Origin of the sequence: Kocuria sp. LUK, assembly GCF_021012935.1 — a bacterium.
Classification (GTDB): domain Bacteria; phylum Actinomycetota; class Actinomycetes; order Actinomycetales; family Micrococcaceae; genus Kocuria; species Kocuria flava.
In genome coordinates, this window is the sequence record NZ_JAJMZI010000004.1 from 372770 (window position 1) to 395959 (window position 23190).

Here is a 23190-nt window from a genome sequence, read left to right on the forward strand (position 1 = left end):
GGCGGGCCGGCCGTGCCCGGGCGGGGCTCAGCCGAGGAGGTCGCGGCGTCCGGCGCCCGCTGCGGCGGCCGCCGTCAGGACGAGGGCCGCCGCGGCCAGGCCCGCGAGCGGGGCGGCGGCCCAGTCCTCGGAGGGCAGCAGGGGCGTGAGCTCGACGGGCGAGAGCCGCCGGGCCCAGCCGGGCAGCTCGAGCAGCTGCCCGAACCAGGCCACGAACACGATCCACGCGACGACCGCCCAGCCGACGGCCGCGGCCGCCCGCGGGGCGAGCCCGAGCAGGGCCGCGACGAGCGCTGCGACGGCGAGCACGGCCGGCAGGTAGGCGAGGGCGGCCAGGGTCAGCTCGCCCGCCCACCGGGCCTCGCCGGTGGTCGCGGCGACCCCGGCCCCGAGCGAGGCCCCGCAGGCCGCCAGCAGCACGAGCACCTGCACGACGACGACGCCCAGCCAGCCCAGCAGGCAGCGCGCCCGGGGCACCCCGGCCGTGAGCAGCAGGGCGGTCCGGCCCTCCTCCTCCTCGGTGCGCAGCCGCAGCACCGCCGAGACGGCGAAGGCGCTCACCCCGAGCACGAGGTAGGACAGGGTCGCGGCGGCGAAGGACTCCGTGAGGGCGTCCATGTCCACCACGAGCCAGTCCTCGAGCGTGGGGATGTCCGCGGCGCTGTCCTCGAGGGAGTCGGCGAGCGTGCCGAAGGCCAGGCCGAACAGCATCAGCCCGGCCGCCCACCCCAGGAAGGTCCCGCGCAGCAGGCGGCGGGCCGTCCCCGGCACGGACAGCAGCCCGCGCCGGGCCGCCGCGGGCCCGGGGCGGCCCTGCCACAGGCCTGCGCCGAGGTCGCGGCGGCCGGCCAGCACCACGGCGGCGCCGAGCAGCGCCGCGGCCGCCGCCGCGGAGAGCGTCAGCGGCCACCACCGCAGGTCCACGTACATGCGGGTCTGCTGGGCCCACGCGATCGGGGACAGCCAGGACAGCCACGACCCGGAGGGCTCCAGCACGTCCCCGATCCCGCGGGCCAGGAACGCGGCGCCCAGCACGGCCAGCGCCAGGCCGGTCGCGGTGCGGGCGTGCCCGCTGAGCTGGGCGGTGACCGCCGCGACCGCGCCGAAGACCAGCCCCGTCAGGGCGGTGGCGGCGCCCCAGGCCACGGCGTCCGCACCGCCCAGTCCGGCCGCGGCCAGGGCGGCCGCCACCCCGGCGCCCACCGCGGCGTCCGCGACCGCGACGGCCCCGAGGGCGGCCGCGGGCGGGGCGAAGCGGCCCACCGGCAGCGCCAGCAGCACCTCGAGGCGGCCGGACTCCTCCTCCGCGCGCACGTGCCGGCCGGCCAGTAGGATGCTCATCACGGCCGCCGCCACGAGCACCGACAGGCTCAGCTCGTTGACCGTCATCGCGCCCAGGGTGTAGTCGTCGGCGCCGAAGGCCGGGCCGGTCATCATGATCGCGGCGGGGTTCTCCAGCAGCGCGGCCCGGGCCTGGCGGGCCTGTCCGTCCGGGAACGTCTCCCGCAGGGCCCCGACGGTCCCGTACACCGTGCCGGCCAGGGCGAGCACCCACACGAGCAGCCGGACCCGGTCCAGGCGCAGGTTCAGCCGCAGCAGCCGCCCGGTCGCCGTCCACGGGGCGCCGGTGCTCACCGCGCCCGCCCGCTCCCGGTGGGCGCCGGCCCTGCGCCGTCCCGCCGGCCCGCGCCGTGGCGCGGCTCCGTGCCCCCCGGCCGGTCCGCAGGCTCCCCGGGCCGGTTCCCGTAGTGGCGCAGGAACAGCTCCTCGAGGGAGGGCGGGGCCACGGCGAGCTCGCGGACCCCCAGCCCGGCCAGCACCGGCAGCACCTCGCCGGCGCGGGCGTCGTCGAGGTCGAAGGACAGCCGCCCGTCCTCGTGCACGAGCCGGTGCACCCCGTCCAGCCCCGCCAGCGGGGCCGGGTCGGCGTCGGTCCTCGCGGTCACGGCCGAGCGGGTGAGGTGGCGCAGCTGGGCGAGGGTGCCGCTCTCCACGTCCCGGCCCGCGCGGATGATCGTGACCGTCCCGCACAGCTTCTCGACCTCGGCGAGGATGTGGCTGGAGAGCAGGACCGTGGCCCCCTCCTCGGCGAGCCGGCGCACCTCGTCGGTGAACACGGCCTCCATGAGCGGGTCCAGGCCGGCCGTGGGCTCGTCGAGGAGGTAGAGCTGCGCCTGGGCGCTCAGCGCGGCGACGAGGGCCACCTTCTGCCGGTTGCCCCTGGAGTAGCTGCGGGCCTTCTTCGAGGGGTCCAGCTCGAAGCGCTCGATCAGCTCGTCGCGGCGGCGGCGCCGTCGTCGTCCGCCCCGCACACCGGTGAGCAGGTCGATGATCTCCCCACCGGTGAGGGCCGGCCACAGGTTCGTGTCCCCGGGGACGTAGGCGGTGCGGCGGTGGACCTCCACGGCCTCCGCCCACGCGTCGCGGCCCAGCACCCGGGCCGAGCCCTCGTCGGCGCGCAGCAGCCCCAGCAGCACGCGGATCGCGGTGGACTTGCCCGAGCCGTTGGGGCCCAGGAAGCCCGCAACCTGCCCCGGGCCCACGGTCAGGTCGAAGCCGTCGAGGGCGCGGGTGCGGCCGAAGGTCTTCACGAGCCCGCGGGCCTCGATCACCGGGGTGTCCATGGGGGCCTCCTGGGGGGATCCGGGGCCGGCGCCGCCGCGCCCGCCCGTCGTGCGTTCACGCTAGGCACCGCGCCGGGCTCCGGACAAGGCCGCCCGGCGCGGCCCCTCACGGCGCCGGGGGCGCGGCGGGCCGGCCGGGCCCGCCGCCGGCCGCGGACCTCCCGGCCGGAGCCGTCCCGGCGGGGACGGCGCCGGGCGGGCGCCGGCCGGAGCGGTCGCGGGGGTCGAACCAGGCCTTGGCCCGGAGGGCGGGCCGCTCGACGAGCCGCCACGACAGCAGGGCCAGCGGCAGCGTCAGGGCCAGCACCAGCGCGGTGTTGGCGGCGACACCCCACGAGGCCGTGCCGAGCAGCACGAGCAGCTGCTGCACCGGGTAGGCGTAGATGTAGACGCCGTAGGACAGGTCCGTGCGGGTGGTCCAGTCCCGGGCCGGAGCGGCCCCCAGGCCCAGGAGCAGCACGGCCAGGGGCAGCTGCCCGTACAGGTCGGCCCAGCCGAGGTCCGTCAGCAGAGCGTAGACCGAGGCAGCGGCCACCACGTGGCTCGGGGTCGGGCGCCAGGTGCCGGCGAAGGCCCACACCGCGGCCCCCGCCAGGAAGTAGCCCGTCAGCCGGGCCGCGCTCAGCCACAGCCCGCTCGAGACCTCCAGCGGGCCCTCCGCCAGGGCCCGGAGGGCGACCACGGCCAGGAACATGCCGGGGAGCACCCACCGGGCGCGGCGCACCGCGACCGCGAGGCTCAGCACGAGGCCGATCAGCAGGTAGGCGAGGGCCTCGTGGAACAGCGTCCACAGCGAGCCGTTCCAGGAGTCCGGCGCGGGCACCCCCACGAGGGTCCCGTCGATGCCCCACTGGGAGATCCGCAGGTCGGCGTTGGCCAGCACGAACCCGGCGGCGGAGGCGGGGACGAGCGCCGTGCCCTCCAGCGCCGCGGCGACCGGGGCCAGCACGACCGCCACTACGAGCAGGCTCACCAGGAAGCCGGGGTAGATCCGCAGGAACCGGCGCCACAGGAACGGCACCAGGCCCGTCCGCACCCGGCTCTGGGCGATGAGGAAGCCGCTGAGGACGAAGAAGCCGTTGACGGCCACGTCGGAGACGACCTCCAGGCTCGGGCCCTCCGCGCCGGTCAGCGGCCAGGCGTGGCCGAGGACGACGAGCGAGGCCAGGGCCAGGCGGATCGCGTTGAGGCGGTTGGTGCGGCCGTCCAGACGGTCGTGGAGCGTTGTGGCCACGGGAGGTGCCTTCCGTCGGTGGTGGGCAGCGCGGCCGGCGCGGTCCGCTGCGGGACGCGGGACGGTCCCCGGCGCGGGAGCGGGCTGCGGCGTGCCCCCCGCACGTCCGAGCACGAGCATAGAGATGCAGATGCATGTTCTGACCCGGATGCCCCCGAAGTGGGGACGGGCGCTCATCGGGGGACGGGCCCCGGGGAGGAAGGGTGGCGGCGGTGCCGGCTGTCACAAAAAGCCCCGGTGAGCGCGGGATTGACGCCCGGGTCGGGAGGCGTGGGAGTCTGTGGGCAGATCCGCTCGAGGAAGGGGGAGTCCCGTGCTGGAGACCCGCAGCGCCACCCAGGACCACACCGCCGGGAAGGGCCGGGGCGCGCCCGTGCGCGCCGTGCCGCCGCGGCGCCCGAGCGCGGCCCCGGCCGTGCTGCTCGGCCTCGGGGCGGCGCTCGCCGTCGTCGCGGTGGCCGCCGGGCAGGCGTGGTCGGAGCTGGCCCTGGACGCCGCGGTCGTGCTGCTGACCGTCGGCGGGGTGGGGCTGCTCCTGGACGCCGCCCTGGCGCGCCGGCAGGCCCCTCCGCCCGCCGCGGCGCCCCCGCCGCCGGAGCCCGTTCCGCCGGCGGTCCGCGAGGACCGGCTGGGGCTCGCCGGGGTGCGCGAGGAGCTCGACACGGTCGACGTGCTGCGGGGCGTGCGGCCCGGGCAGGAGCTGTGGTGGATGGACACCTTCCCGCTGACCCTCGCGGGCGACCTCGACGCCATCCACAAGGCCCTCGGCGCGGGGGTGCGCATCCGCCTGCTGCTGCTCGACCCCCGCTCGCCGGCCCTGGCCTCGCTGCTGCGCGACATCCGCCACCGCTACGGGCTCTCGCCCATGGACCTGCGGCGCGGCTTCGACACGCTCAGCCACCAGCTGCGGGCCCTGGGCGCGATGGACCCGGTGGTCGCCGAGCGCCTCGAGGTGCGCGTCTACGACGGCCAGCCCGGGGCCCCGGTCTTCGTCGTGCTCGACGACGGCGCCGCGGGCGCCGACGACGACGCCGGCCGCGAGCCCGAGCTGGTGCGCGCCTACAGCAGCTACTACCTGCTCGACGCCAGCCAGGACATGCCCTACCTCGAGTGGCGGCCCGGGGCCTTCGCGGAGAAGCTGCGCGCGTTCGTGGCGCACAAGTGGTCCGAGGCGCACACGGTCTTCCCGACCGACACGGGCGAGCGCTCGGCCTCGGCCTTCCACCTGGGGGAGCGTCCCTGAGGCGTTCCCGCCTGCGCCGGGCGGGCGGGGTCGTCCCCCCACGGGACCGGTGCTGCGACCACGACCACGCCTCGCCCCGGCGCTGCGGGCGACGCCGCCGCGGGGGGCCGAGAGCCTCCTGACCTGCGGCGGGACACGTCAACCTTAGCATGCTGACCGTGTCCGGCCCCTCCGGGTCCGTCCCCGCGCGGCCTCGCACTACTGATCAGTAATGACTGGCGGTCCCCTCGCCCGCCCTCCGGCGGCGCGCCCCGAGGAGCGGCGTCCGGCGGGAACGAGGCGCCCGGAACGACCGGTCGCCGCTGCTCGGCGCGGCGGGGGAGGGGCGGGACTAGCATGAGCCCATGAACGAGCCCTCCCGCTGCCCCGTCCCCCACGGCGACCGGCGCCGGACCGTGCCGCCGGGCGAGCCCGCGGGCCCGCCGGTCGAGGTCGTGGACGGCGTGTGGCACCTCCGCACCCTGCCCCTCGTGCGGGAGGTCCTGCGGGAGGCCGACGCCACCGTCCAGGCCGGCTTCAACGCCGAGGCCGCCGCGCAGGGGCTCACCGGCGACCACCCGCCGGTGCTCTACGCCGACGGCCCCGAGCACCGCCGCCAGCGCAGCGCCACCGCCCGGTTCTTCACCCCGGCCGCCGTGGGCCGGCGCTACCGGGGGCTGATGGAGGAGCGCGCCGACGAGCTGGTCGCGCGGATCCGCGCCGAGGGCGGCTGCGAGCTCTCGGCGGTGACGCTGCGCTACTCGGTGGAGGTCGCCGCCCAGGTGGTGGGGCTGACCGACTCGGGCACCGAGGGCATGGCCCGGCGCCTCGAGCGCTTCTTCGCGATCCCGGCCCCGCCCGGGGACCGGCCCCGGGGCGTGCCGGGCCGCGCCCGGGCGGCGGCCGCGGCCGTGCGCCCGGCCTGGGCGATGGGCGCCTTCCACCTGCTCGACGTGCGCCCGGCGATCAGGGCCCGGCGGGAGCGGCCCCGGGAGGACGTCGTCTCGCACCTGCTGGCCGAGGGGTACACCGACCGGGAGATCCTCGTGGAGTGCCTCACCTACGCGGCCGCGGGCATGGTCACCACCCGCGAGTTCATCGCCGTGGCGGCCTGGCACCTGCTCGACGACGACGCCCTGCGGGCCCGCTACCTCTCGGCGGAGGAGGCCGGGCGCCACGCGATCCTGCACGAGGTGCTGCGCCTCGAGCCGGTCGTGGGGCACCTGCGCCGCCGCACCACCCGGGAGCTCGTGCTCGAGCACGAGGGGCGCCGCCACGAGGTCCCCGCCGGGGCCCTGCTCGACCTCTCGGTGCGCGCGGCCAACACCGACGCCCGTGCCCTCGGCCCGGACGCCGCCGCGCTGTGCCCGGGGCGGGCCCGGCCCCGGGGCGTGCGCGCCGAGGTGCTGTCCTTCGGGGACGGCGCCCACCGCTGCCCGGGCGGGTTCCTCGCGATCCAGGAGAGCGACGTGCTCCTGCAGCGGCTGCTGCGCCTGCCCCTCGAGCTCGTGCACCCGCCGCGCGTCGCGTGGCTCGAGACGATCGCCGCCTACGAGGTGCGCGAGCTCGTGCTGCGGGTCGGGGCGGCTCAGGAGTGGCGCTCGCCCTCCCCGGCGAGCACCGCCCGGTAGCCCTCCCGGTAGGTGGGGTAGCGCAGCGCGAAGCCGGACGCGCGCAGCCGCCGGTTCGACAGCCGCTTCGAGCCCCGCCGCGGGGCGTCCGCCTCCGGCACGTCCTCGGGCGGCGGCGCCCCCAGCTGCTCGGCGAGGAAGGCCAGGACGTCGCGCTCGCGGGCCGGCTCGTCGTCGACCCCCAGGTAGAGGGTCAGCGGCTGCGCCGCCGTGGTCAGCAGGTGCACCGCGGCGGCCGCGGCGTCGTCGCGGTGGATGCGGTTGGTCCAGGCCGCCCCGGCCGCGGCGCCCGCGCGGGCCCGGTCGATCAGCCGCGTGCGCCCGGGCCCGTAGATCCCGGCCAGGCGCAGGACCGTCCCGTGGGGGAAGTGCTCGTGGAAGATCTCCTCGGCCTCCAGCAGCACCTCGGCGGTCGGGGTGGCCGGCGCCGGGGGATCGTCCTCGGTGACCTCCTCGCCGTCGCCGTCCCCGCACACGGCCGTGGAGGAGATCAGCAGGGCCCGGCGCGGCAGGGCCCCGGCCTCGAGCACCCCGGTGAGCAGGTTGCGCAGCCCGTCGACGTAGGCCGCCCGGTAGTCCTCGGGGGTGCGCCCGTCGGCGGCGGTGGCCACCAAGAGCAGCTCCACGTCCCCGGGCAGCTGCGGCACCTCCGTGCGCAGGTCCACCGGCAGGCCCGTCAGGGGCGCCGGCACCCGCTCCGCGTGCCGGCGCAGGCCCACCACCTCGTGCCCCTGCTCCGCCAGCCGCAGCCCGATCTCCGTGCCCAGGTCTCCGCATCCCGCGATCACCACGCTCATGGGCCCATCCTCGCACCCGCGGGCCCCGCGCGGGGCGTCACGCGGCGACCCGTCCGCCGGTGGGCCCCGGTCCCGCCGTAGGCTGGACCCGGCGCGCGCGGACACCGCGCGGAAGCGGCCGGGAAGGACGGGCAGGAACCGTGCAGTGGTACCACGAGGACGTGGCGGTGCTCTCCGCCGAGGAGTGCTGGGCACTGCTGGGCCGGGCCGGGATCGGCCGCCTCGCCGTCGTCGTCGACGGCGCCCCGGAGGTCTTCCCCGTCAACTACGCCGTCGAGGGGCGCACCGCCGTCTTCCGCTCCGCCGAGGGCACCAAGACCGCCGCGGCGCTCGAGGCGGCGCCCGTGGCCCTGGAGGCCGACGGGTACGACGAGGCCGCCGGCCGCGCGTGGAGCGTGCTGCTCAAGGGCCGCGCCGAACCCGTGCCGCGCGGGCACGCGCTGTTCCGGGCCCTCGAGCTGCCGCTGTACCCGCTGCAGGCCGGGATCAAGGACCGGTTCGTGCGCATCGTGCCCACCGCCGTGACCGGCCGCCGCTTCCCGGTGGTCGAGCCCGGCGCCTGGGAGTCCTGGGCCGCCGCGGGCCGGCGCACCGCCACCGGCTCCGCCCGCTGGACCGAGGAGCGCCCCGGCCGGGACTGAGCCCGGGCGCCCCCGCACCGCCGGGGATCATCAGTAGGGTGGGGGCATGACCGGGCACACCGTCTACACCGTGGGGCACTCCACGCGCTCCGCCGAGGAGTTCGTGGCGCTGCTGGCGGAGGTCGGCGTGGACCACCTCGTGGACATCCGCACCGTCCCGCGCTCGCGCACGAACCCGCAGTTCAACCTGGACGTGCTGCCGGCGACGCTCGAGCGGGCCGGGATCGGCCACACCTACTGCAAGGGACTGGGCGGGCTGCGGCGCACCTCGCCGGAGTCGGTCAACACCGCCTGGCGCAACGCGTCCTTCCGCGGCTACGCCGACCACATGCAGACCGAGGAGTTCCGCGAGGCCCTCGCCGGGCTGGAGGAGCTCGCCGCCGAGCACACGGTCGCGATCATGTGCGCCGAGGCCGTGTGGTGGCGCTGCCACCGCTCGCTCGTGGCCGAGGCGCTGCTCGTGCGCGGCCACGACGTCCAGCACGTCATGGGCCCCGGCAAGCTCACCCCCGCCCGGCTGCGGGACTTCGCCGTGGTCGACGGCGACCGGATCACCTACCCAGGAGGAGAACCATGCAGCACCTGAACGAGATCGCCATGCAGCACCTCAACGAGGCCCGGCACAGCGCCCACGGGCGCAGCGCGGCCCAGCTGCTGCACCAGAAGGTCCTGCGCCAGACCCTGATCGCGCTCCGGGAGGGCGCCGAGCTCGCGGAGCACAACGCCCCCTACGCGGCCGCCCTGCAGGTGCTGCACGGGCGGATCCGGCTCGCGGCGAGCACCGACGTGGTCCTCGAGGCGGGGCAGCTGCACGAGATCCCGCAGGAGCGCCACGCCGTCACGGCGCTCGAGGACGCCGTGTTCATCCTGACCACCGTCACCGGCATCGAGCACGCCGCGGAGTAGGCCGCCGCGGAGCGGGCCGCCTGGCGGGCCGCCGACCGCGCGGGAGCGGGCGGTTCAGCGGCGGCCCGCGCGACGGTCCCGCCGCCAGGCGACGAGCACCCCGGACAGCGCCACCACGAGCATCATCGTGGCCAGCAGCGCGAGCGTCCCCGAGCCGTCCAGCAGGGCGAGGACGAGCAGGACCAGGGCGATCAGGGTCAGCAGGAGCTGGAAGAGCAGCACGGGGACCTCCGGGGACGGGACGGGCAGCCGCACCGACGCTACCGCACGCCGGGCGGACCCCCGCATTCCCGGTTTCGCCCTGCGCGTGAGGCGTTCCCCCGCCCCGCGGGGCGGGGCTAGCGTCGACGACGGACGACCCGCACACCCCTCTTCCCAAGGAGCACCCCATGTCCCACGTGACGATCCTCGGCGGCCACGGCAAGGTGGCCCTCATCCTCGCCCGCCTCCTGCAGACCGGCGGCAACGACGTCACCAGCGTCTTCCGCAACCCCGACCACACCGACGAGGTCGAGGCCACGGGCGCGACCGCCCGCGTCGCCGACCTCGAGCAGCTCTCCACCGAGGAGATCGCCCGGCTGCTGGAGGGCCAGGACGCCGTGGTCTGGAGCGCCGGCGCCGGCGGCGGGAACCCGGAGCGGACCTGGGCCGTGGACCGCGACGCCGCGATCCGGGCGATCGACGCCGCCGAGCAGGCGGGGGTCAAGCGCTTCGTGATGATCTCCTACTTCGGCGCCGGACAGGACCACGGCATCCCCGAGGACGACTCCTTCTTCGCCTACGCCCAGGCCAAGGCCGACGCCGACGACCACCTGCGGGCCTCCGGCCTCGACTGGACGGTGCTGGGCCCGGGCGCCCTCACCCTGGAGGAGGCCACCGGCAAGATCGACGTCGCGGACGGCGGCGAGCGCGAGGGCGAGCAGCACACCTCCCGCGCCAACGTGGCCCTGGTCGCCGCCGCGGTGCTCGACGACCCCTCGACCGTCGGGCGCACCATCGACTTCTCCGACGGCGGGACCCTGATCGCGGAGGCCCTCGGCGAGCCGAAGGCGGCGGACCGGTGAGCCTGCCGCCCATCCACCAGGGACCCTCCGGGGGACGCCGGCGCGAGGAGCTCGATCTCAACGAGCCGCTGCGGCTGACCGCCGTGGTCCACGGCTCCGTGCAGGGCGTGGGCTTCCGCTACTGGACCTGGCGCCACGCCGAGAAGCTGGGCCTGCGCGGCTCCGCGGTCAACAACGCGGACGGCACCGTGGGCGTGATCGCGGAGGGCCCCCGCTGGGCCGTGGGCGAGCTGCTCAAGGCGCTCAACAGCAACGACACCCCCGGCGCGGTGATGCGCGTGGACGCGCACTTCGGGGCCGCCACCGGCGGGTTCGCGGAGTTCACCACCGGCTGAGACCGGCCCCCGCGGCCGTGCCCGGCCTAGGATGGGACCATGGCTGAGGCGCATCCCGCGGACCCCGGGCACGAGGGCCACGCGCACGGTCCCGGGCACTCGCACGCCGGGCCCGGCACGGACCGGTGGCGGATCGCGACGGCCTTCGGGATCACCGCGGGGCTGTTCGTCGTCCAGCTGGTCGGCGCACTGTGGACCGGGTCCCTGGCCCTGCTCCTGGACACCGCCCACGTGCTCACCGACGCCGGCGGGCTGCTGCTCGCCCTGGTCGCCGCCCACCTGAGCCTGCGCCCGCCCACGGCCCGGCGCACGTGGGGCTGGCGGCGGGCGGAGATCGTCGCCGCGGCCCTGCAGGCCGGGGTGCTGCTGGCCGTGGGGCTGTTCGTGCTGGTCGAGGGGGTGCGGCGGTTCTTCGACCCGGAGCCGGTGGCCTCCGCCGAGATGGTCGTCTTCGGCGTCGTGGGCCTGCTGGGCAACCTCGTCGCCATGGTCGTGCTCTTCGGCGGGCGCCGCTCCAACCTGAACCTGCGCGCGGCGATGCTCGAGGTGCTCAACGACGCCCTGGGCTCGGTGGCCGTCGTCGTGGCGGCGGTGGTCATCACCCTCACCGGCTGGGTGCAGGCCGACGCCCTGGTCGCCCTGCTCATCGGGGTGCTCATCGTGCCGCGCACCATCCGGCTGCTCACGGAGTCGCTGTCGGTGCTCATGGAGAGCGCCCCGCCCGGGCTCGACCTCGCCGACGTGCGCGGGCACATCCTCGAGCTGCCCCACGTCGTGGAGGTCCACGACCTGCACGCCTCCCGCATCTCCTCGGACCTGCCCGTGCTCACCGCCCACGTGGTGCTCGAGGACGAGTACTTCTACTCCGGCGGCTCGGCCGAGGCCCTCGGCCGGATCCAGCGCTGCGTGGCCGAGCACTTCCCCGTCTCGGTCCAGCACTCCACGATCCAGCTCGAGCCCGCCGACCACGTCGAGCCGGAGGTGTGCACCCCCCATGAGCACTGAGCCCGCCACCCACGCCCTGGTCGTGTTCGTGCCGGCCGGCCACGCCGAGCAGGTGCTGCAGGCCCTCGGCGACGCCGGGGCCGGGCGCGCCGGGAACTACTCCCACGCGGCCTTCGTCTCCCGCGGCACGGGCCGGTTCACCCCGCTGCCCGGGGCCCACCCCGCGGTCGGGACGGTGGGGCGGCCCGAGGAGGTCGACGAGGTCCGCATCGAGGTCCTCTACCCGGCGGCCGACCGCGAGACCGTGCTGCGGGCCATGGCCCGCGCCCACCCCTACGAGGTGCCGGCCTTCCACACCTTCCCCGTGCACGGGCGCGGCCCGTCCTTCGACGACGAGGGCCGGCTGCGGGAGGGCTGACCGGTCCGGTCCCGCCCCCTAGGCTGGGCCCATGACGATCACCGGCACCGACCTCCGGCACCTGCGCCGCTGCGCCGAGCTGGCCCGCGAGGCCCTCGAGGCGGGCGACGAGCCCTTCGGCTCCCTGCTCGTCTCCGCGGACGGGGAGGTGCTGCTCGAGGACCGCAACCGGGTCGCCGGCGGGGACGCCACCCGCCACCCGGAGTTCGCGATCGCCCGCTGGGCCGCCGCCCACCTCGACCCGGGACAGCGGGCCGCCGCGACCGTCTACACCTCCGGGGAGCACTGCCCGATGTGCGCGGCCGCCCACGCCTGGGTGGGCCTGGGCCGGATCGTCCACGCCGCGTCCGCCGCGCAGCTGGTGCAGTGGCTCGGCGAGCTCGGCGTCCCGCCCGCGCCGGTGGCCCCGCTGCCGATCCGCACCGTGGCCCCGGGCGTGCCCGTCGACGGGCCGTGCCCCGAGCTGGCCGAGGAGGTCCGGGCGCTGCACCGGGCGCACGCCGTCCGCCGCTGACGCCCGCCGGACCCCGGCCGGCGCTCAGCCCGGCAGCAGGGACGAGCGGATGAGGAAGCGCCTGCCCTCGGGAGCCTCGACCGAGAAGCCCGAGCCGCGGCCCGCCACGACGTCGACCGTCAGGTGCGTGTGCCGCCAGTACTCGAACTGCTCGCGGGAGATCCATAACTCCAGCTCCGCCGTGGCGGGGTCCCCGGGCAGCCGGAACACCCCGAGCAGCACGTCGGCGGGTCCGGTGAGGAAGTCCCCGGCCGGGTAGCACATGGGCGCGGAGCCGTCGCAGCACCCGCCGGACTGGTGGAACATCAGCGCGCCGTGGACCTCCCGCAGCCGGCCCAGCAGCTCGACGGCCGCCGGGGTGAGGGCCACCCGGGAGAAGTCCTCGCCCTCGATCGCGGGGGCGGACTCCAGGATCTCGGTGCTCTCGGCGGTGCTCACGGGGGCCTCCTGCTCGGTTCGGGGCGGGCCGGACGGGCCCGGTGGTGGCCCCACGCTACCGCCGGGCGATCAGCTCCTCCAGACCCAGGCCGTCGAGCACGCCCGCCGGGTGGGGGCCCGCCGCGGCGAAGCGCTCGGCCCACTCCCGCGGCAGCGGCCGGGTCCCGCCCACGAGCACGAGGTTGCCCGGGTAGCGGCCGGTGAGCATTCCCCGGTCGGCCAGGCACCACACGTCGGCCAGGGCCGCGCGCACCGCCCGCGCCTGCGCGGCGAAGAAGGCCAGGCCGGGGTCGTCGCCCACGTTGACGGCGAGCACCCCGCCCGGGCGCAGCAGGGCGGCCGCCTCGGCGTAGAAGGAGGGCTCCGTGAGGTGGGCGGGGGCGTCGCGGCCCGCGAAGACGTCCAGCACCACGAGGTCCGCGCTGCCCGGCGGGACCAGCCCCGGCAGCGCCGCCCGGGCGTCGTCGACGACGACGCGCACGTCCGCCCCCGCCGGCAGGGGCAGGGCCTCCAGGACGAACGCCGGCAGCTCCCGCTCGAGCTCCACGGCCACCTGCACCGACCCCGGCCGGGTCACCGCGACGTAGCGGGCCAGGGTCAGCGCCCCGGCGCCCAGGTGCACCGCCGCGACGGGCCGGCCCTCGGGGGCCACGGCGTCGGCGACGTGGCCGATCCGCCGCAGGTACTCGTAGAAGATCTCCTCCGGGTGCGCGAGGTCCACGTGGGACTGCTCCGCCCCGCCGATGCTCAGCACCCAGCCGCCCTCGGTGAAGCCGTCGGGGGCGATCTCGGCGTGCACGCCGGCGTCCTTGAGGAATCTGCGCATGCCCGTCATTGTCCCTCGCCGCCCCGGGGCGGCGCACCCGGGCCGGACCTCTATGCTCGTGCGGTGACATCCTCCCCCCGCACCGCGCCCGTCCCCGAGGAGCCGGCGGCCCCCGCCCCGCCCGTGACGACCGCCTCCTCCGTCCCGTCGGCGACGACGGAGCCCGCCGCCCCGCCGCACGCCCCCGACCGGGCCTCCCGCGACCGGCTGGTGCTCGGGCTGCTGCTGGTCTCCACGTTCGTGGTCGTCCTCAACGAGACGATCATGGGCGTGGCGCTGCCGACCCTCATGCAGGCCCTGTCGATCACGGCGCTCGCCGGGCAGTGGCTGACCACCGCCTTCATGCTCACCATGGCGGTGGTCATCCCGGTCACCGGGTTCCTGCTCCAGCGCCTGGCCACCCGTCCCGTCTTCCTCGCGGCGATGGGCCTGTTCAGCCTCGGCACCCTCGTCTGCGCCCTCGCCCCCGGCTTCGGCGTCCTGCTCGCCGGGCGGGTGGTGCAGGCCTGCGGCACGGCGATCATGCTGCCGCTGCTGATGACCACGGTGCTCGCGCTCGTGCCGGCGGAGCGGCAGGGCCGGGTGATGGGCAACATCTCCGTGGTCATCTCGGTCGCCCCGGCCGTGGGCCCCACCGTCTCCGGGCTGATCCTCAGCGTGCTGGACTGGCGCTGGATGTTCGGGGCGGTCCTGCCGATCGCCCTCGGGGCCCTCCTGCTGGGCGCGCTGCGCATCCCGGACGTCACCGAGCCCCGACCGGCGCCGCTGGACGTGAGCTCGGTGGTGCTCTCCGCCCTGGGCTTCGGCGGGCTCGTCCACGGGCTGAGCACCCTCGGGGAGGGCGGGTCCGCCGCCGTGCCCGCGTGGCTGCCCCTGGCGGTGGGGGCGGCGGCGCTGGCCGGGTTCGTGCGCCGGCAGCTGCGCCTGCAGCGCGCGGACCGGGCCCTGCTGGACCTGCGCACCTTCGCCGCCCCGACCTTCCGCGCGGCCACCGCCGTGCTGGGGGTCAGCGTCACCGCCCTGTTCGGGACCCTGCTCGTGCTCCCGATCTACCTGCAGGACGTGCGCGGCCTCGACCCCCTGGCCACCGGGCTGTTCCTGCTGCCCGGCGGGATCGTCATGGGCGCGCTGGCCCCGGTCGTCGGGCGCGCCTACGACCGGTGGGGGCCGACCCGCCTGCTCGTGCCCGGCACGGCCGTGGTCAGCCTCGCCCTGTGGTGCCTGGCCCTGGCCTCGCCCGCCACGCCGGTGGCCGCGGTGCTGGCCGTGCACGTGCTGCTGAGCACGGGGCTGTCCCTCGTGTTCACCCCGCTGTTCACCGCCGGGCTGGGCTCGCTGCCACCGCACCTGCACGCCCACGGCTCGGCCGTGGTGGGCACGGTCCAGCAGGTCGCCGGCGCCGCCGGGGCCGCCCTGTTCGTCGCCGTGCTCACCCTCGGCGCCGAGGCGGCCCCGGCCGCGGCGGGGGAGGCGGGCGCGGTCGCCGCCGGGGTGCGGCTGGCGTTCCTGTGCGGGGCGGTGCTGTCGCTGCTCGCCGTCGCCGGCGCCGTGCGGGTCCGCCGCCCGGCCGGGGCGCAGGCCCCGTCCGTCCCGGCGCCCTGACCCGGGGCCCGTGCACGGGATCCGCCCCGTGCGCCGCGCCCGTCCGGGCGCAGGGCCCGGGGGCCTCCGCCCGGACAGCCCGCCCGTCCGCTCCGCCCGGGGCAGCCCGCCCGTCCGCTCCGTCCGGCCCGGGGCCTCAGGAGCGCACGCGCTCCCGGATCCCGCCCGCCAGCTCGGCGGCCGCGGCCACGGTGCGCTCCCCGAGGCCCACGGCCTCGGCGAGCGCCTCCCGCTCGGGCCCGTCCCGCAGGGAGCGGAGGTTGATCTCGAGGGTGACCAGGCCCGTGGCCGCCGCGGCCCGGGCGGCCTCGGCCGCCGCGGCGAGATCGCTGAGGACGTTGGGGTTGCACCACTGCGCGAGGTCCCGGGCGAGCTCGAGGACCTCCGCGGCGACCGCGATGAGCTCGCGCGGGGGCTGCGCGGCCCCCGCCGTGGCCGCCTGCACCGCCCGGGAGCGCTCGGCGCGCTGCGCCTCGTCGTCCGCGGGCAGGGCGTAGGCGGCGGAGAGCTCCCGGAAGGCGGCCGCGTCCGCGTCGGCCAGGCCCAGCGCCCCGGGCACGACCGCGTCGGCGCGGGCGGCCGCCCGCTCGGCGTCCGCGGCGCGCTCGTCCCCGTGGGTGTAGCGCGCCGACATCGCCACGAGGGCCGCGCCCAGGGCCGCCTGCAGCGCCCCGGCGGCCCCGCCGCCGGGGGCGGGCTCGCCCGAGGCCATCCGCTCGACGTAGGCCCGGACGTTCTCGGACCCGATCCGCGGGCGCTCCCCGCGGCCCTCGGTGGCGGACGGCTCGGCGGACGGCTCGGGGCGGTGCTCGGATCCGGTCACGGTGGTCCCTCCCGGGGTGTCGACGGCGTGGTGGGCCCGAGCCTAGCCGTCCCGCGGCCCGTCCGCGCCGCCCGGCTCGGCCCCGGGCACGACGGGTCCGGCCGCGCGGCGGCGACGGGTGGGCACGGGGAGGGCGGATCCGCGGCGGGACGGCCGGGCCCGGCGGGGCGGGCGGCCCCCGGGCGTTCAGCCGGCGTTCGCCCGGGCGGGCTACGGTGCTGTCCGGACGACCCGCAGGAGCGCCGGGCACCCCCGGCCGGAGCACGAGGAGGACCCCATGGGCGCGAGCCGCAGGACCACGGAGCCGGGCGGATCCCGCCGGGAGCGGGCCGGGGCGCTGCTGGACCGGGTGCTGGCCCTGGTCGACGTCGTCGTGCGCGCCCGGGAGCGGGCCGCCCCCGACCTCGAGCGCGTCATCCCCCGCCACCGGGCCTCCGCGCTGAACCTCGTGGACTACGTCGCCGTGCGCAGCCAGGACGTCCGGGAGCTGCAGCTGGAGCTGCGCGCCCTGGGCCTGTCCTCGCTGGGCCGCATGGAGGCGGGCGTGCTCGAGCACCTGCGCGCCGTCGTGACCACCCTGCAGGTCCTCGCCGGGCGCACGGACGAGGACCTGTCCCTGCCCGAGGCCCCCGACGGCACGGGGGAGCAGGGCCACGACGTCCTCGTGCGCAACGCCGAGGCCCTGCTCGGGCCCGGCGGCCCCGGGCGCAGCACCCGCATCATGGTCACCCTCCCCTCCGAGGCGGCCGGGGACCCGGCCCTGGTGCGGGACATGGTCGCGGCCGGCATGGACGTGGCCCGGGTCAACTGCGCCCACGACGGCCCCGCGCAGTGGGCGGCGATGATCGACCACGTCCGCTCCGCCGGGCGCGAGCTCGGCCGCGACGTGCGCGTGGCGATGGACCTCGCCGGGCCCAAGCTGCGCACCGGCCCCTTCGAGCCCGGTCCCCAGGTCGAGAAGATCAAGCCGGTGCGGGACGCCTCCGGCCGGGTCGTCGCGCCCGCCCGCCTGTGGCTGGGGGACCCGGACCCCGCCGTCGACGACGACGCCCCCGCCGTCCCGCTGGCCGACCCCGCCTGGGCCGCCGCTCGCGTCCCGGGGGAGCGGCTGCGGCTCAAGGACGCCCGCGGCTCCGGGCGGACCCTGCGGGTGCTGGAGGCCACCGGCCCCGGGGTGCTCGTGGAGTGCGCCAAGACCGTGTACTTCGCCACCGGCCTTGCCGTCACCGCCCCCGACGGCACGCGCGCCCGGCTCGGCGAGCTGCCCGCCGTGGAGCAGTCCGTGCGGGTGCGCACCGGGGACACGGTCGTGCTGACCCGTGACCTCACCCCCGCCCCGGCCCCCGCGGAGGGCCCGTACCGGATCGGCTGCTCCCTGCCCGAGGTCTTCGCCGACGCCCGGCCCGGGCAGCCGGTGTGGATCGACGACGGGCGCATCCGCTGCCGGATCCGCACGGTGGACCCCGACGAGATCGAGCTCGAGGTCCTCCAGGCCGGCCCCGGCGGGGCGAAGCTCAAGGCGGAGAAGGGCATCAACCTCCCGCAGACGCAGCTGCGGCTCGAGGCCCTCACCGACGAGGACCGCGCCCACCTGCCCTTCGTGGCCGAGCACGCGGACGTCGTGAGCATGTCCTTCGCGCGCTCGCGCCACGACGTCGCCGCGCTGCTCGAGGAGCTCGGGGCCATCGGGCGCCACGACCTCGACGTCACGCTCAAGATCGAGACCGTGGGCGGGTTCGAGGCCCTGCCGCTGATGCTGCTCGAGGCGATGCGCTGGGAGGACGTGGGCGTGATGATCGCCCGCGGGGACCTCGCCGTCGAGGCCGGGTTCGAGCGGATGGCCGAGGTGCAGGAGGAGATCCTGTGGCTGTGCGAGGCCGGGCACGTGCCCGTGGTGTGGGCCACCCAGGTGCTGGAGTCCCTCGCCAAGAAGGGCCTGCCGTCCCGGGCCGAGGTCACCGACGCCGCGATGGGCCAGCGCGCCGAGTGCGTGATGCTCAACAAGGGTCCCTTCGTGGTCGACGCGATCGAGGCCCTCGACGACATCCTCGTGCGCATGGAGGGCCACGCGCGCAAGAAGTCGGACCTGCTCCGCCGCCTCGAGGCGTGGTCGCCGCTCGTGGACTGAGCGGACCGGACGCGCCCCCCCGGGCGGGGTGGTCCGTGCCACACTGGTGGGCATGGCCGCCCGTGACACCGCCGTCCTCCGCTTCCTCGCCGCCCCGACCGACGCCGGGCGCACCGGCACGGTCGACGGCGGCCGCGTGCTCGAGTGGATCGACAAGGCCGCCTACGCCTGTGCCGTGGGGTGGTCCCGCTCCTACTGCGTGACCGCCTACGTGGGAAACATCCACTTCGACCGCCCCGTGTGCGTGGGCGACATGGTCGAGGTCGTCGCGAAGATCGTGCACACCGGCCGCTCCTCGATGCACATCCGCGTGGAGGTCGCCTCCGCGGACCCGCGCGCCGAGGGCGTGGTGCTCAAGGACACGTGCCTGATCATCATGGTCGCCGTCGACGGCGAGGGCCGGCCCACCCCGGTGCCCCAGTGGGCACCCGAGACCGAGCACGAGCGCGGCCAGCAGGCGGTGACGCGGCGGCGGATCGCCCTGCGCAACCGCATCGAGGAGCTCATGGCCGAGCAGAAGTACACGGACGAGGGCACCGCCGAGGAGACCGTGCTGCGCTTCCTCGCCGCGCCCACGGACATCAACTGGGGCGGGAAGGTCCACGGCGGCACCGCGATGCGCTGGATCGACGAGGCCGCCTACGTCTGCGGCTCCCGCTGGGCCGGGCGGCCGGTGATCGCCGTCTACGCCGGCGGCGTGCGCTTCTACCGGCCCATGCACATCGGCCACCTCGTGGAGCTCCGCGCCCGGCTCATCCACACCGCCGCCCGCGGCCTGCACATCTCCGTCAACTGCTTCTCGGGCGATCCCGCCACCGGGCAGCTGCAGCTGACCACCAACTGCCTGATGGTCATGGTGGCCCTCGACGACGAGGGCCACGCCCTGCCGGCCCGCCCGTGGGAGCCGGTCAGCCAGGAGGACCGGGACCTCGACGCCTTCGCCCGGGAGCTCGTGCGGCTGCGGGCGGAGTTCCCGGACTCGTTCCAGCAGGTCGACCCCACCGTCTCCCGGCTGCCCGGCGCCTGACCGGCCCGGCCCGCCCGCGCCCGGCCCGCCCGCGTGCTGTGCGCCGAGGGCGAAGCCCGGCACCTGCTCAGCCTGCTGTGCATAGAGTGGGGGCAGCCAGAGCCGTTCCCGTCCCGAGGAGAGCACGTCCCATGGACCTCAACCCCCTGAACAAGGCGTTCGACGACCAGGGCAGGCCCAGGCCCGCCATGAACAAGGTTCTCGACACGCTGCTGCGCGTCCAGCGCCCGGTGGTGCTGGCGTTCGTGAAGAAGGAGCTCGCCGAGCACCCCGGGGAGACCCCGGAGCAGATCGCCAGGCGGCTCGAGAAGATCTACGTCCGCTCCGTGACCCTCGGCGGCGGCGCCGTGGGCGCGACCGCCGTGGTCCCCGGCATCGGCACGGTGGCCTCCCTCGGGCTGTCCTCCGTGGCGGTGGTCGGCTACCTCGAGGCCACGGCCCTCTACGCCCAGGCGGTCGCCGAGCTGCACGGCGTGCACACCGAGGACCCGGAGCGCACCCGCACCATGGTCATGGCCCTGATGCTCGGCGAGGACGGCCGGCAGGTGATGAACCAGATCCTCATGAGCGGCACCAAGGGCAAGGGCATGGTCTCCTCCTGGGGCCTGATGATGGGCAAGGACGACTCCAGGACCTTCGACGTCGGGCGCACCATCCGCAACATGTTCGTCAAGCGCTTCATCGCCAAGCAGACCGGCGCCGTCTTCGGCCGCGCCCTGCCCTTCGGCATCGGCGCGGTCGTCGGCGGCGGCGCGAACCTCGCGATGGCCAAGCAGGTCATCGCCGCCACGCACGAGGCCTTCGGCCCCCTGCCGGCCGCCTTCCCGGACGAGCTCGCCGCGGTCCACCGGGCCCCGAGGTTCCGGGGCGGCGGGGACGCGGCCGGCCAGGACGGGCCCGAGGGCACCGTCCACGGGGAGATCACCGCCGAGCGCTGAGCCCGCAGCCCCCCGCCCCTCCCGGCGCCCCGCGGCCCTCCCGGGCGCGGGGCGCCGGCCGTGCCCGGGCGGGGCCGGGCCCGTCGCCGGGTCCGCCGCACGTCCCGCCCTCCCGCCGGCGCCCCGCACCCTCCCGGGTGCGGGGCGCCGGCGGTGCACGTCCCGTTCCCGGCCCGTCACCGGGCCCGCCGCCCGTGTTGGCCCGGCGTTCACCCCCGGCGCCCAGACTCGGGTGCGGGCGGCCCGAACCGCCGCCCCGAGCGAGCCGAGGGAGCGCCGTGCGACCGACCGTCTACGCCCACCGGGGAGCCAGCGCCGCCTACCCCGAGCACACCCGGGCGGCCTACGTCCAGGCCCTGCTCGACGGCGCCGACGGCGTCGAGTGCGACGTCCACCTCACCCGCGACGGGCACCTGGTGCTGCACCACGACGCACGCCTGGGCCGCACGAGCGACGGCCGCGGGGCGGTCTCCGCGCACACCCTCGCCCAGCTGCGCCGGCTGGACTGGACCTCCTGGAAGGGCGTGCCCCTCCCGCCCACCCACGGCGCCGCCGACCGGCAGCTGCTGACCCTGCCCGAGCTCATCGACCTGCTGCACGACGCGGGCCGGCCCGTGGGCCTCGCCGTCGAGACCAAGCACCCCAGCCCGTACGGCCACCGCCTCGAGGACGAGGTGCTCGCCCTGCTGCTGCGCGAGGGCTGGGACCCGGGGACCGGTCTGCTCGGGCGCCTGCGGATCTCCCTGATGAGCTTCCACCCCGGCGCCGTGCGCCGCCTGCTGGAGTCGGTCCCCGCCCGGCACGTGTGCCAGCTGGCCGGGACCACCACCCGCCGCACCGTCGGCGAGAGCCTGCGGGTCGGACCGGCGGCCGCGGCCGTGCTGCACGCCGGGATGCGGCTCGTGGTGCCCCCGGCCCTGCCGGTGATCGGCGCCGGGCTCGTGGAGATCGCCGGACCCGGCATCGGCCTCGTGCGCGAGCGCACCGACCTCGTCCGCCGGTGGGCCGCTCGCGGCTGTGTGCTGCGCGTGTGGACGGTCGACGACCGGCGCGACGTCGAGCTGTGCCTGGCCCTGGGGGTGCAGGAGCTGACCACCAACCGCCCCGCGGACGTGCTGCGCTGGGTGGGCGCCGCCCGCGCGGCCGCGCCCCGGGAGGACGCCGCTAGCATGAGCCCATGAGGATCGTCATCGTCGGCGGGGTCGCCGGAGGAATGTCAGCAGCCACCCGCCTGCGCCGGCTGGACGAGGACGCCGAGATCGTCGTCCTCGAGCGCAGCGGCCACGTCTCGTTCGCCAACTGCGGGCTGCCCTACCACGTGGGCGGGGTGATCGAGGAGCGCTCGGCGCTGCTGCTGCAGACCCCCCAGTCCCTCGGCGCCCGCTTCGGCCTCGACGTGCGCGTGGGCCGGGAGGCCGTGGCCCTCGACCGCGCCTCCCGCACCCTGCGCGTGCGGGAGGTCGCGACCGGGGCGGAGGAGGAGCTCGGCTACGACGTGCTGATCCTCTCGCCCGGGGCCACCCCCGTGCGCCCGCCCGTGCCCGGCATGGAGCGCGCGCTCGTGCTGCGCGACGTCGAGGACACCGACGAGGTCGTGGCGGCGGTCGCCGGGGCCCGCAGCGCCGTCGTCGTCGGCGGGGGCTTCATCGGCGTGGAGGTCGCCGAGAACCTCGTGCACCGCGGCCTCGACGTGGCCCTCGTGGAGGCCACCGGGCAGATCATGGCGCCCCTGGACCCCGAGATGGTCGAGCCCGTCCACGCCCGGCTGCGCGAGCGCGGCGTGGACCTGCGCCTGGGCTCGGCGGTCACCGCCGTGGGGGAGCGGACCGTGAGCCTCGCCGACGGCACCGAGCTGCCCGCCGACGTCGTGCTCGCGGCCGTGGGCGTGCGCCCCGACAGCACCCTGGCCCGGGCCGCCGGGCTGGAGACCGGCCCGCGCGGGGGGATCGTGGTCGACGAGCACCTGCGCACCTCCGACCCGCACGTCTTCGCCGTGGGCGACGCCGTGGAGAAGCGCGACGCCCTCGACGGCTCGCCCTCGCTCGTGGCCCTGGCCAACACGGCCAACCTGCAGGGCCGGCTGGCCGCGGACGTCATCGCGGGCCTGGACGTCGCCGACCGCCCCGTGCTGGGCACCTCCGTGGTCGGGGTCTTCGGCCTGACCCTGGCCTCCACCGGGTGGAGCGAGAAGCGCCTGCGCGCGGCCGGGCGGGCCCACCGGGCGATCCACACCCACCCGGCCAACCACGCCGGCTACTACCCGGGCGCGGAGGGCATGGCCCTGAAGCTGCTCGTGGACCCGGAGACCGACGCGATCCTGGGCGCCCAGGGCGTGGGCGGGGCCGGGGTGGACAAGCGCATCGACGTGATCGCCACCGCCATCACGGGCGGGCTGCGCGCCGCCGACCTCGCCGAGCTCGAGCTGGCCTACTCGCCGCTCTACGGCTCCGCCAAGGACCCGGTGAACATGCTCGGCTACATCGACCGCAACCACCGCGACGGCCTCGTGGAGACGATCCAGTGGCACGAGCTGCAGGACCGGCTCGAGGCCGGGGCCGTGCTGCTCGACGTGCGCACCCCGGCCGAGCACGAGGCCATGCCGATCCCGGGCGGGATCAACATCGAGCTCGACCGGCTGCGCGAGCGCCTCGGCGAGCTGCCCGAGGGCGAGCTGGTGGTGCACTGCCAGGCCGGCCTGCGCGGCTACCTCGCCGCCCGCGTGCTCGCCCAGCACGGCCGCCGCGCGGTCAACCTCGACGGCGGCTACCTCACCTGGGCCGCCCGCCCCGGCCGCGACGAGGACGAGACCACCGCCGCCGGCGACGACACCGACCGCGGCAGCTCCGCCGGGTAGACCCGGCCGCCGCGGCCCGCCCGCCACGCCCGGCCCCGCGGCCCGGCCCCGCGGCCCGGCCCCGCGCCCTGGCCCCGCGGTGCCGCCCTCCGGCGAAGGACCCCCGTGCCCCGGCACGGGGGTCCTTCGCCGTGCCCGGGTGCCCCGGCCGTGCCCGGGGAGCAGGCCGTTGCCGGGCCCCGCCGTGCGGACCGGCCCCGCACGGTGGGTGTTCACGATCGGT

At 77.0% G+C, this 23190-nt stretch carries 24 protein-coding genes; 16 read left to right on the forward strand and 8 right to left on the reverse strand.

The annotated features are described in order from the left end of the window. Window positions 1-27: 27 nt before the first annotated feature. The 3 genes from LQU92_RS09635 to LQU92_RS09645 all read right to left on the reverse strand — a co-directional run bounded on the left by LQU92_RS09635 (window position 28) and on the right by LQU92_RS09645 (window position 3858). Entirely contained in the window at window positions 28-1635 is a 1608-nt protein-coding gene (locus LQU92_RS09635) for an ABC transporter permease (RefSeq protein WP_230780252.1), read from the reverse strand. Then, entirely contained in the window at window positions 1632-2624 is a 993-nt protein-coding gene (locus tag LQU92_RS09640) for an ABC transporter ATP-binding protein (protein WP_230780255.1), read from the reverse strand. The genes LQU92_RS09635 and LQU92_RS09640 overlap by 4 nt, the downstream gene beginning before the upstream one ends. 106 nt (window positions 2625-2730) lie before the next feature. Beyond that, window positions 2731-3858 (reverse strand): acyltransferase, encoded by a 1128-nt coding sequence (locus LQU92_RS09645; protein WP_230780258.1) that lies wholly within the window; start codon window positions 3856-3858, stop codon window positions 2731-2733. Window positions 3859-4171: 313 nt separating this feature from the next. Between LQU92_RS09645 and LQU92_RS09650 the strand changes: the two genes are divergently transcribed. Together LQU92_RS09650 and LQU92_RS09655 are read left to right on the forward strand one after the other, a co-directional pair. Continuing rightward, complete coding sequence (locus LQU92_RS09650) at window positions 4172-5101, forward strand: hypothetical protein (protein ID WP_230780261.1); 930 nt, start codon at window positions 4172-4174, stop codon at window positions 5099-5101. Between the two features lie 344 nt (window positions 5102-5445). After that, entirely contained in the window at window positions 5446-6711 is a 1266-nt protein-coding gene (locus LQU92_RS09655; RefSeq protein ID WP_230780264.1) for a cytochrome P450, read from the forward strand. On the opposite strand, the gene LQU92_RS09660 is transcribed toward LQU92_RS09655, so the two are convergent. Next, window positions 6669-7508 carry an NAD-dependent epimerase/dehydratase family protein gene (locus tag LQU92_RS09660; protein ID WP_230780267.1) on the reverse strand — a complete coding sequence of 280 codons (840 nt, stop codon included), beginning with the start codon at window positions 7506-7508 and terminating at the stop codon, window positions 6669-6671. The genes LQU92_RS09655 and LQU92_RS09660 overlap by 43 nt on opposite strands. A gap of 140 nt (window positions 7509-7648) precedes the next feature. On the opposite strand from LQU92_RS09660, the gene LQU92_RS09665 reads away from it, so the two are divergent. From LQU92_RS09665 to LQU92_RS09675, 3 genes are read left to right on the forward strand one after another with little or no spacing between them, the layout of a single operon-like run. Continuing rightward, window positions 7649-8149: a pyridoxamine 5'-phosphate oxidase family protein gene (locus tag LQU92_RS09665; RefSeq protein ID WP_230780270.1), complete on the forward strand. Its 501-nt coding sequence runs from the start codon at window positions 7649-7651 to the stop codon at window positions 8147-8149. A 46-nt stretch (window positions 8150-8195) separates the two neighbouring features. Then, a complete protein-coding gene (locus tag LQU92_RS09670) occupies window positions 8196-8735 on the forward strand; it encodes a DUF488 family protein (protein ID WP_058857143.1) in 540 nt (179 codons plus the stop codon). Then, window positions 8723-9055, forward strand: coding sequence for a hypothetical protein (locus LQU92_RS09675; RefSeq protein ID WP_058857142.1), 333 nt, complete (start codon window positions 8723-8725; stop codon window positions 9053-9055). The genes LQU92_RS09670 and LQU92_RS09675 overlap by 13 nt, the downstream gene beginning before the upstream one ends. A 54-nt stretch (window positions 9056-9109) precedes the next feature. Here the strand turns inward: LQU92_RS09675 and LQU92_RS09680 are convergent, their stop codons facing one another. Further along, a complete protein-coding gene (locus LQU92_RS09680; RefSeq protein WP_058857141.1) occupies window positions 9110-9310 on the reverse strand; it encodes a hypothetical protein in 201 nt (66 codons plus the stop codon). A gap of 134 nt (window positions 9311-9444) precedes the next feature. Between LQU92_RS09680 and LQU92_RS09685 the strand changes: the two genes are divergently transcribed. The 5 genes from LQU92_RS09685 to LQU92_RS09705 are packed head-to-tail and all read left to right on the forward strand — an operon-like array spanning window position 9445 to window position 12331. Beyond that, a complete protein-coding gene (locus LQU92_RS09685) occupies window positions 9445-10119 on the forward strand; it encodes an NAD(P)H-binding protein (RefSeq protein ID WP_230780273.1) in 675 nt (224 codons plus the stop codon). After that, window positions 10116-10454, forward strand: coding sequence for an acylphosphatase (locus LQU92_RS09690; RefSeq protein ID WP_230780276.1), 339 nt, complete (start codon window positions 10116-10118; stop codon window positions 10452-10454). Before LQU92_RS09685 ends, LQU92_RS09690 begins: the two co-directional genes overlap by 4 nt. Window positions 10455-10493: 39 nt before the next feature. After that, complete coding sequence (locus LQU92_RS09695; RefSeq protein ID WP_230780279.1) at window positions 10494-11459, forward strand: cation diffusion facilitator family transporter; 966 nt, start codon at window positions 10494-10496, stop codon at window positions 11457-11459. Beyond that, window positions 11449-11817, forward strand: a complete 369-nt coding sequence (locus LQU92_RS09700) for a hypothetical protein (protein ID WP_230780281.1) — start codon at window positions 11449-11451, stop codon at window positions 11815-11817. The genes LQU92_RS09695 and LQU92_RS09700 overlap by 11 nt, the downstream gene beginning before the upstream one ends. 31 nt (window positions 11818-11848) lie before the next feature. Next, window positions 11849-12331 (forward strand): nucleoside deaminase, encoded by a 483-nt coding sequence (locus LQU92_RS09705; RefSeq protein WP_230780284.1) that lies wholly within the window; start codon window positions 11849-11851, stop codon window positions 12329-12331. Window positions 12332-12355: 24 nt separating this feature from the next. Here the strand turns inward: LQU92_RS09705 and LQU92_RS09710 are convergent, their stop codons facing one another. After that, window positions 12356-12769 carry a DUF779 domain-containing protein gene (locus tag LQU92_RS09710; RefSeq protein WP_230780286.1) on the reverse strand — a complete coding sequence of 138 codons (414 nt, stop codon included), beginning with the start codon at window positions 12767-12769 and terminating at the stop codon, window positions 12356-12358. Window positions 12770-12824: 55 nt separating this feature from the next. Next, a complete protein-coding gene (locus tag LQU92_RS09715; protein ID WP_230780289.1) occupies window positions 12825-13595 on the reverse strand; it encodes a spermidine synthase in 771 nt (256 codons plus the stop codon). Window positions 13596-13718: 123 nt separating this feature from the next. Here LQU92_RS09715 and LQU92_RS09720 point away from each other — a divergent pair, with 123 nt between their 5' ends. Continuing rightward, the gene (locus tag LQU92_RS09720; RefSeq protein ID WP_374229683.1) at window positions 13719-15197 is read left to right on the forward strand and encodes a DHA2 family efflux MFS transporter permease subunit; all 1479 of its coding nucleotides are present in this window, start codon (window positions 13719-13721) and stop codon (window positions 15195-15197) included. A gap of 136 nt (window positions 15198-15333) precedes the next feature. Here LQU92_RS09720 and LQU92_RS09725 read toward each other — a convergent pair whose 3' ends face one another. Further along, a complete protein-coding gene (locus tag LQU92_RS09725; RefSeq protein ID WP_230780296.1) occupies window positions 15334-16020 on the reverse strand; it encodes a cyclodeaminase/cyclohydrolase family protein in 687 nt (228 codons plus the stop codon). A 277-nt stretch (window positions 16021-16297) separates the two neighbouring features. On the opposite strand from LQU92_RS09725, the gene LQU92_RS09730 reads away from it, so the two are divergent. The 5 genes from LQU92_RS09730 (at window position 16298) to LQU92_RS09750 (ending at window position 22967) form a co-directional block, all read left to right on the forward strand. After that, complete coding sequence (locus LQU92_RS09730) at window positions 16298-18148, forward strand: pyruvate kinase (protein ID WP_230780299.1); 1851 nt, start codon at window positions 16298-16300, stop codon at window positions 18146-18148. 52 nt (window positions 18149-18200) lie between these two features. Next, window positions 18201-19175, forward strand: a complete 975-nt coding sequence (locus LQU92_RS09735) for an acyl-CoA thioesterase (protein WP_058857132.1) — start codon at window positions 18201-18203, stop codon at window positions 19173-19175. Between the two features lie 131 nt (window positions 19176-19306). Next, on the forward strand, window positions 19307-20113 hold the full coding sequence (locus LQU92_RS09740) for a di- and tripeptidase (protein WP_230780302.1): 807 nt from the start codon (window positions 19307-19309) through the stop codon (window positions 20111-20113). 278 nt (window positions 20114-20391) lie between these two features. Continuing rightward, on the forward strand, window positions 20392-21294 hold the full coding sequence (locus LQU92_RS09745; protein WP_101851720.1) for a glycerophosphodiester phosphodiesterase family protein: 903 nt from the start codon (window positions 20392-20394) through the stop codon (window positions 21292-21294). Next, entirely contained in the window at window positions 21291-22967 is a 1677-nt protein-coding gene (locus LQU92_RS09750; protein ID WP_230780305.1) for an FAD-dependent oxidoreductase, read from the forward strand. Before LQU92_RS09745 ends, LQU92_RS09750 begins: the two co-directional genes overlap by 4 nt. The last annotated feature ends 223 nt before the right edge of the window (window positions 22968-23190 follow it).